Here is a 7777-nt window from a genome sequence, read left to right as displayed (position 1 = left end):
CGCAACTCCAGCGGGTACTTCCTCGGCGCAGGCATCCTCTGGTCTCCTCTCACGAGACCCATCTGACCCTCTGTCACCTCGCCCCGCATCTCGGGGGTGCCTCTGTGTCTTGTCAAGGCGTGGCGGTGGAAAGTTGGGCTCGTCGTTCGTCGGCGAGCATGACCTTCCAGACGTGATCGGCCAGGCGGCGTTTCAAGCAGCGTTTGGCTTCCCTGGGAGTCTTCCCTTCGGAGAGTTTTCGCTGGTAGTAGCTGTGACCGGGCGAGTTGGGCATACGGATCTGGACCACGGCGATGGTGTGGAGCACGGAGTTGAGCTGCCGGTCTCCGGACCGGGAGAGTCGGTGGCGGGACTTGTCCGCGCTGGCGATTTCCACCGGGGCAGTGCCGGTGTAGTTCGCGAACGCCGCACCGGTGGGGAAGCGGCTGGCCCGTCCGACGCGGGCGATCAGTCGTGCGGCCAGCACCGGGCCGATGCCGGGAGTGCGGGTGAGTGTGCTGTCCGCGGCCGCCACGAGGTCCGCAAGGTGTGCGGCATTGGCAGCCAGCTGCTTATCGAGTGCACGGACCTCGGCCACGAGGTCGCGGGCCAGGCCCTTGCGGACCTTCTCCACCGGACCAGCCGGCCGGATGGTGCGCAGCAGAGCGGCAGCCTGGTCAGCGGACATCTGCTCCGGGGCGCCTCCCGGCAGCAGGTCTCGCAGCATCGCGTGCAGTTGGTTGACGGTGCGGACCCGCGCCTGGGCAAGGTTCACCCGCCGTTCGTCGAGCAGCGCCAGGGCGGTGGAGTGATCCTCGGCCTCGACTTCCCGTCCGTCGCCGTGCAGGTGGGCCACGGTTGCGGCGGCGGCCGCGTCGATCTGGTCGTTCTTGCGTCCGCCGCCGCGCGAGAGCTCGCGGACCCGGCTGGTCGCTGTGGCGGGGACATCGATGACGCGCTCGCCGCGGGCGATCAGCCACTGGACCAGGTGCCGGCCCAGCCCGTTGGCGTTCTCCACCGCCCAGGTGCGCTGCGGCCACTGCCGGGCCCAGCGCAGCAGGCGCCGGTACTCCGGCAGACTCGCCCGGATCGTCACCGAGGACAGCTGCTGCTGGCTGTCGGGGGCCACGGCGGCAGCGGTGTGGGTGGACTTGTGTGGATCGACTCCGAGCAGTACCACGGCGGTAGGCTCCCAACAGGCGGGTATCGGCAGGGACATCCACGGCCGACACTCCGACTTCCGGAACCAACTGGGTCGGGGACACGCCTCTGTTGAGTCAGACCGCGGACGGACGCCGGGTCGGTGACACACCCCCGGAGAGCCAGCCCCGAGGGGCGGCAGGAACCTCACGAGCCATCCGTTCCGGCGTCCTACGGAGACGCTACGAGCGGCCAACTCGACCGCGTTCCGCTACAGCCATACAAGTCGGAACCTCAATGGGCTGGGAGCACGGCTGCGACCTGTTCCCCCTCATGGACGCCGCCGACGACGTCGTACGCCCCCTGCAGGATCGCGAGGTCCGCGTCGACCGCGAGACCCTCACCCTCGGTTACGCCGGTGTCTACTCCAGCTTCCTGCGCCACGCCGAGGCCGCCGCTCGCCGGCACGGCCTCGACACCCGCGCGATCCTCGTCGAGGTCGGCCGGCGCAAAATGGTCGGCGGCCAAGGGGACATGATCACGGACATCGCCCTCGACCTCGCGGCGGCCGATTCCGCCAGGTGACCGGGAGCGACCAGCGTGGTGCCCGACGCACGACCGGCCGGGACCTGTCCCCAACCCCCGCACAGGAGCACGGAGACCATCATGGCCGACATCGGCCAGCAGCTCATCGAGAAGGACCTCGCAGCCGTCGAGGCCCGCGTACTGCAGTAGATAGCCCATGCCCGCCGGGAGCGGGAACGCCGACAGCGCGCCGAGTTTGCCGCATCGCGGACCGTCGGCGCCGGCTACATAACTTGCGGAAAGCCGTGCACCAGAAAGAGGAATCGAAGCCGTTCATGCGATGGTCGATGAAGGGACGGTCGTGCGGCGGGCCAGACGGCTGTCCGTCATTGCCGGTCACGAGTGGGCGGGGATTCAACTCATTCTCAGCCTGCTCCAGCCAGGTTGGGCGCTGGTTCGGGCGAAGCCATCCGGCTGTGGTCGGGACGTGCCGATGCGCCGGGATCGATGGGACGGTTGCGCGATGCCGTCCCGTACGGGGGTCTGACTCTTGAGATCTTTGACCGAAGTGTCCAGTCACAGGCATGTCGACCGTCGTTGCGGGATGTTTTCTGCTGTCACCGAGCCACAGGGCGTGTCCCTATAGGGGCCTTGCCGAGTCCAGGCGCCATCACGGTTCAGACCGTCCGAGCGGGCCGGTGCCGTTCACCCAGCCAGCACGTCACACGTGGGAGGAGAACCATCATGACGACCCGACAGCGCAGCACCTCCTCAAGCACGGATCCTCCCGTTCGGCGCGAGGTTGTCCTGGGTGTGGACACGCACGGCGAGGTTCACGTCGCCGCTGTGGTCTCCCCGCTGGGGAAGGTCCTGGGCACTGAGTCCTTTCCGGTGACGGCCGTTGGCTACCGTCGGCTGCTCGTGTGGGCCCGCAAGCGGGGGACGGTGCGCCGGGCCGGCGTGGAGGGCACCGGCACCTTCGGCGCGGGCCTATCCCGCTACCTGCTGACCCAGCAGATCCAGGTGTTCGAAGTGAACCGGCCCGACCGCACGGCCCGCCGTCTGCTCGGCAAGTCGGACCCGCTAGATGCGCAGGCCGCAGCGCGAGCCGTGCTCAGCGGTCGCGCCCGGGCCCAGGCCAAGTCCGGCGACGGACCCGTGCACAGCGCCCGGATCTACAAACTCGCCAAGGACTCCGCGGTCAAGGCCCGCACCCAGGCGATCAACCAGCTCAAGGCCGTCCTGGTCATCGCCGACCCCGCCCTGCGGGAACGGTTGTCGAGCTTGGGCAATGCCGAGCTGTTCCGCACCTGCGCGACCCTCAGGCCGCCCGATGGTGGGGGAGACGAGGACGCGGTGGCCCAGGCCACCCACATGACGTTGCGCATGCTCGCCGAGCGCATCGAACAGCTCACCGGACAGATCAATGAGCTGAACCAACGCCTGACCCGGCTCGTCGAACGTCACGCGCCACAGCTGCTCGTACCGGTGGGTATCGGTCCGGACAGCGCCGTCACTCTCCTGATCACCATGGGAGACAACCCCGAGCGGCTGAACACCGAGGCGTCCTTTGCTGCCCTTTGCGGAGTCAGCCCCATCGAGTACTCCTCCGGCCGGCGGCGCACGCGTCGGCTCAACTACGGCGGCGACCGGCAGGCCAACGCCGCCCCGCACCGCATCGTCTTCACCCGGCTGCGTCACGACCCCCGTACCCAGGCGTACTACGAACGCCGCACCCAGGAGGGCAAGACCCGCCGTGAGATCATCCGATGCCTCAAGCGATATGCCGCCCGAGAGGTCTTCAACCTGGTCAGACCGGTTTCCCGCGCCCCCGCGTTATAGGGGCGTCTGTGAGACGTGAGAGGGTCTGGGGCGTGAGTGAGACACCGTCGAACACCCTGCAATACCGCTTTGACGGGCCAGAAGAGGCTCCCGTCCTGATCCTCGGTCCCTCACTGGGTACCACATGGCACATGTCGTAGAAGCCGTCCACGAGCGTCCAGGCAGTCCAATGAGGGCATGTACGTCCCGTTCTGGGCCGCCCGATGGGAGGGCGTCTATGTGGTTGGTGACACGGAAGTGACAAGAAGAAGCCCCGCCAGTCTGCGGCGGGGCTTCTTGGCGCGGCTGGTCAGGATGGATTCGCGCTCGTGCTGAGGGTTCCGTTGTACTCAGGTGCACCGCTCTCGAGTACGCGCAGCAGCGAGGCGGTGACGACGCGGGCCGCGCGGCCGATCAGCAGAACGTGGCAAGGGAACTCCCCGCGACGCACAAGGTCGTAACCCTTTGACCTCGACATGCCGAACGCCTGGGCGGCGTCCTCGACACTCGCGGTGCCGCTCCAGGGTTTAGGGGGCCTCGCCCTCGCCCATGCATTTGTGTGGGTCAGGCCGCAGGCTTCGCCACTTTCGCCTCTGCGGCACGGGCGAGGCGTTCGACCCAGTCCTGGTGATAACGGTAGAGCGCACCGGGGTGCTTATGACCGAGCTCCTCGAGGAAGAAGGGGCCCTGCTGCGTTTCCTCGGTCAGTACGTGACAACCATTGTCTGTGGGCGTGATTATCCAGCCGTGGTACGCGCTCGAACCGGTTTCGTCACCGTCGACTGTCGTCTCCCAGGAGAGCCTGGTGAAGGGCTCATACTCCGTCACGTTGAGCGTCATGGGAAATCCAACCGTCACCCGGCTGTACGTGGTTCCGAGCGCCAGTACCGACTCACCGCTCAGGATCTCGACGTGATCTTCGGGAGGGAAGTAGCTGGACCAGTTCTCGGCGTCAACGAGCAGCTCCCATACCACTTCAGGCGGCGCCTTCACGTCGATATCGTTGAGCGCGTAGAGAGCCGACAACTTCGGGTCATATCGTGCGGGCCAATTAACCTTTTCATACATCGGCTATTTTTCCCTTCTGGGCGTTTTGGAGAACGCCGGCTCAATTTTCACGATCGGTCGCTACCTTGGCGAGCGCCGCGAGAAGGTTCTCGTGTGTACGCCAAAAGACTTCAGGATCCTGCTTCGCCAATTCGATCCAGAGCGGGCCCTGCATCGTCTCTTCGGTCCAGAGGTGGCTCCCCTTCGGCGTGGGCGTGATGATCCAAGCGTGGTAAGCCCTGGATGCTTCCGACGCCGTGGGGTAACCGCCCCAGGCGATACGCGTCACAGGCTGGAACTCCTGTACGGATGCGAAGACGTCCTGGCCGGCCAGGTTGGTTTCGAATCGAGTTCCGAGGCGCAGTGAGCCATGGCCGTCAAGCAGCTGGACATGTTCGACACCTGGGAAGAAGGTAGGCCAGGTGGGGGGGTCTATGAGCAGGGACCAGATCGTTTCGGGTGAGGATTCGACCTCGATCTCGTTGGTGAAGTGGATCGGGGAGCGACTGGGGGCCAGGGCCTCCGGCCAATTTATTGCTTCGAACACGGAAATCTCCAGATGTTGGTCAGCAGGCAGAATGGAATGCCCAACCGGTTCGTTCAGAGTTCGCCGGGAACGGCAAACCGGTAAAACAGGCCGCCGACCGGCTGGATGCCCATGAGCAGCCAGACCGCGTTTTCGAAGTCACGGGCTCGTGAGAGGTCCCCGACGCGCACCGGGTCGTAGCCGGCGTCGCGGATGAGCTGCTCGGTGACGTCGAGGGCGCCCTCGTCAGTGACGTACCAGTTGCTCGGCCGCACTCGCTGCTTGTGCACTTCGCCGTACAGGGCTGCGAAGTTCATGTTGAAGCTCTTGGCCACCGGGGCGTGGGTGAAGGACTTCACCTCCTCGGCGTATGACGGAAAGGTGCCATGACGTGCAGGCATGATGTTGGTCGCGTCGATCGCGATCTTCCCCTCGAGCCCTGTCACCTTGCTCAGGGAGTCCGAGATCGTTGCGCCGGGTACGGCAACCAGGACGGCGTCCGCGTCCGAGGCGTCCCCGCCTTCACGGCCGAGCTCTTCGACCTCGTGACCTGCGGCGCGCCACAGGGTGGCCAGCCCTCCGCCGACCATTCCTCTTCCGATCGTGACGATCTTCATTTTGTTGTCTTCCCTCAGTTGAACGTTGACGTACGTCGGTTGAACGTGGGTGACGCTTCACGCGCGGCTGACGGCCACCGAATCTCTGACGGCGTCCAGACCGGCAGCGTGCGTAACAACGGGCTCGTATCCGAGCTCGGCTACGGCCTTGTCCGTCCGCAGGGTGCACTGCTGCCCGAGGAACCATCGAGCGGGAACGGGGACCTCGCGGGCGGCGGTCTCGGCGTCCAGGTCGGGGATCGGGACATCGACGCCGTAGATCTCGAACTGGGCCTTCAGGAACTCCCGCAGGATGACGCGCTGCCGGTCGGTGACGAAGTAGGCCTGGCCTGGGCGGCCGCGCTGCCATCCGAGCATGAGTCCCTCGGCAGCGTTCTCGACGAACGTGACGTCAGTGGTGTGCCGGCCTCCGCCGATCCAAGCGAACTGCCCCGCCTTTGCCGCAGCTGCCAAGCCTTCGACGAGGAAGCTGCCGGGACCCCAAACGAACCTCGGGCGGATCGACACTGTGGCGAAGTCCGGGGCGTTCGCATCGAGCACGAACTTCTCGGCCACGGCCTTCACCGCGCTGTACGCGGCTTCCGAGTCGGGCCGCAGTGGCGCGGTCTCGTCGACGTCCACGAGCGGGGCACCGGCCAGGAGCGCGGCTTCGCTCCCGCAGTGGACGAACCGTGGCACCTGCGCGTAGCGGGCCGCATCGACGGCTGCCTGGGTACCGCGAACCGTCACCAGCTCATGACGCTCACGGTCAGCGGCGACATCCGTCTCGGCAGCGAGGTGGAACACCACATCACTGCTCGTCACCTCGCTGCGCCACGTGGTCGGGTCGGTCAACTCGCCCCGCACGGGCTTGGCGCCCAGCGCCGAGACCTTTGCAGCCGATGTCTCACTTCGAACCAGAGCACTCACTGAGTGCCCCTCCCTGAGGAGCCGGCGTACCAGTACCTGGCCGATGAACCCCGAACCGCCGGTGACGAATGCCTGAGCCATGACCTTCTCCCTTCGCTCTGTGCGAGCCCCTCTCGCCTGCCTTGAGCGAGAGGGCGTCGTGGGTTAGAGCAATCGGAGGTCCAGAGCTCTTCCCTCGAGAGCATTCATGCTTTGAAGCCTTGCGATAAAATTTGTGGATGGCTTCTCTTCGGGCGCTGGAGTGCCTCGTCGCGGTCGCGGACTCCGGATCGATCACACAGGCCGCGCGGCTGCTGCATTCGTCGCAACCCGCTGTCTCTCATCAGCTCGCTTCGTTGGAACGCGAGACCCGAACGGTCCTGCTTCGCCGCGAGCCCCGAGGGGTCAAGCTCACTCCTGCGGGGCGTGCCGCCGTCGCGGATGCCAGACGAGCGATCGAAGCCGCCGCCGCTGCGGTGAGGTCAGCACGTGCGGCGGGTCAAGCGGCCGGCGGGGTCCTGCGGTTGGCCTGTGCGCAGAGCCTCACGGTGCCGCTGCTCGCTGCGGTCATTCGCCAGTGGCATCGCCGCTACCCCGAGGTCGCGATCACGCTGCGCGAGTCCACGGCGATGGACGAGGCGCTCGGCCTCGTCGGCACCGACGACGTCGACGTGGCAGTACTGACCGCTCCCTCGGCCGGCCGATTCACGATCACCCCGGTCGCCGAGGAGGAGATCGTCCTGGCGGCACCCAGCGGCCACGTGCTGGCCGAGCAGTCGGCTGTACGCCTTGAGGACCTGGACGGTGTGCCGCTCGTTCACTACGCACCGGACAACGGCCTCAGCGCCTGGCTCGACCAGTCCTTCGCCCGCGCCGGAGTCCACCCGGAGACGGTGATGAGAACATCGGTCACTGCAGCGGCACCGCAGCTCGCGGCTGCCGGTCTGGGAATCGCCGTGTGCCCCGTGAGCGCGGTCAGCCACGGCTTTCCGGGAGCAGTGCGATCGTTCTCTCCGCGGTGGGTCAGGCAGCTGGTGGCGGTGACGTCCGCGGAACCGGATCCGCTCGTCGCACGGTTCATCGGCGGCCTGCGCAGTCACGGCATGCGTGTGCCGCACAGCGTGCGGACTCAGCTCGCACAGGACGGGGCAGCTGACACAGCAGGCCGAGCACGGCGGTGAACCCCGGGTTGCGCCGACACCCATCGACTCGGTGACGGTCAGACCCAAACAAA

General features: G+C 66.6%; 9 protein-coding genes and 1 pseudogene. 4 read left to right on the top strand and 6 right to left on the bottom strand.

Going from position 1 to position 7777, the window contains the following annotated elements; all coding sequences use genetic code 11:
• Window positions 1–112: 112 nt before the first annotated feature.
• Window positions 113–1159: an IS110 family RNA-guided transposase gene (locus ABTY98_RS40260; RefSeq protein WP_352226130.1), complete on the bottom strand. Its 1047-nt coding sequence runs from the start codon at window positions 1157–1159 to the stop codon at window positions 113–115.
• Between the two features lie 251 nt (window positions 1160–1410).
• Here ABTY98_RS40260 and ABTY98_RS40255 point away from each other — a divergent pair.
• The 3 genes and pseudogenes from ABTY98_RS40255 to ABTY98_RS40245 form a co-directional block, all read left to right on the top strand.
• Window positions 1411–1704: pseudogene (locus tag ABTY98_RS40255) on the top strand (4-hydroxy-2-oxovalerate aldolase family protein); the annotation flags it as partial.
• Between the two features lie 18 nt (window positions 1705–1722).
• Complete coding sequence (locus ABTY98_RS40250; RefSeq protein ID WP_352226129.1) at window positions 1723–1854, top strand: hypothetical protein; 132 nt, start codon at window positions 1723–1725, stop codon at window positions 1852–1854.
• A gap of 534 nt (window positions 1855–2388) precedes the next feature.
• Window positions 2389–3486: an IS110 family RNA-guided transposase gene (locus tag ABTY98_RS40245; protein ID WP_352226128.1), complete on the top strand. Its 1098-nt coding sequence runs from the start codon at window positions 2389–2391 to the stop codon at window positions 3484–3486.
• 289 nt (window positions 3487–3775) lie between these two features.
• Here the strand turns inward: ABTY98_RS40245 and ABTY98_RS42440 are convergent, their stop codons facing one another.
• The 5 genes from ABTY98_RS42440 to ABTY98_RS40220 form a co-directional block, all read right to left on the bottom strand.
• The gene (locus ABTY98_RS42440) at window positions 3776–4033 is read right to left on the bottom strand and encodes a helix-turn-helix transcriptional regulator (protein WP_502994482.1); all 258 of its coding nucleotides are present in this window, start codon (window positions 4031–4033) and stop codon (window positions 3776–3778) included.
• Window positions 4030–4491: an SRPBCC domain-containing protein gene (locus tag ABTY98_RS40235; RefSeq protein ID WP_352226127.1), complete on the bottom strand. Its 462-nt coding sequence runs from the start codon at window positions 4489–4491 to the stop codon at window positions 4030–4032. The genes ABTY98_RS42440 and ABTY98_RS40235 overlap by 4 nt, the downstream gene beginning before the upstream one ends.
• Before the next feature lie 82 nt (window positions 4492–4573).
• Window positions 4574–5059: an SRPBCC domain-containing protein gene (locus ABTY98_RS40230; RefSeq protein ID WP_352226126.1), complete on the bottom strand. Its 486-nt coding sequence runs from the start codon at window positions 5057–5059 to the stop codon at window positions 4574–4576.
• A 53-nt stretch (window positions 5060–5112) separates the two neighbouring features.
• Window positions 5113–5655 (bottom strand): NADPH-dependent F420 reductase, encoded by a 543-nt coding sequence (locus ABTY98_RS40225; RefSeq protein WP_352226125.1) that lies wholly within the window; start codon window positions 5653–5655, stop codon window positions 5113–5115.
• A 57-nt stretch (window positions 5656–5712) separates the two neighbouring features.
• A complete protein-coding gene (locus ABTY98_RS40220) occupies window positions 5713–6645 on the bottom strand; it encodes an NAD-dependent epimerase/dehydratase family protein (RefSeq protein WP_352226124.1) in 933 nt (310 codons plus the stop codon).
• 137 nt (window positions 6646–6782) lie between these two features.
• Between ABTY98_RS40220 and ABTY98_RS40215 the strand changes: the two genes are divergently transcribed.
• Window positions 6783–7724, top strand: coding sequence for a LysR family transcriptional regulator (locus ABTY98_RS40215; RefSeq protein ID WP_352226123.1), 942 nt, complete (start codon window positions 6783–6785; stop codon window positions 7722–7724).
• The last annotated feature ends 53 nt before the right edge of the window (window positions 7725–7777 follow it).

Source organism: Streptomyces sp. NPDC096040, assembly GCF_040303265.1.
Classification (GTDB): domain Bacteria; phylum Actinomycetota; class Actinomycetes; order Streptomycetales; family Streptomycetaceae; genus Streptomyces.
Note: the sequence above shows the minus strand (reverse complement) of the source record. Positions and strands in the feature narration are given on the sequence as shown.

Excerpts from the sequence above, each read along its gene's own strand:
- ABTY98_RS40245 (WP_352226128.1), top strand. The coding sequence starts at position 2,389 with ATGACGACCCGACAGCGCAGCACCTCCTCAAGCACGGATCCTCCCGTT.
- ABTY98_RS40225 (WP_352226125.1), bottom strand. The coding sequence starts at position 5,655 with ATGAAGATCGTCACGATCGGAAGAGGAATGGTCGGCGGAGGGCTGGCC.
- ABTY98_RS40215 (WP_352226123.1), top strand. The coding sequence starts at position 6,783 with ATGGCTTCTCTTCGGGCGCTGGAGTGCCTCGTCGCGGTCGCGGACTCC.
- ABTY98_RS40220 (WP_352226124.1), bottom strand. The coding sequence starts at position 6,645 with ATGGCTCAGGCATTCGTCACCGGCGGTTCGGGGTTCATCGGCCAGGTA.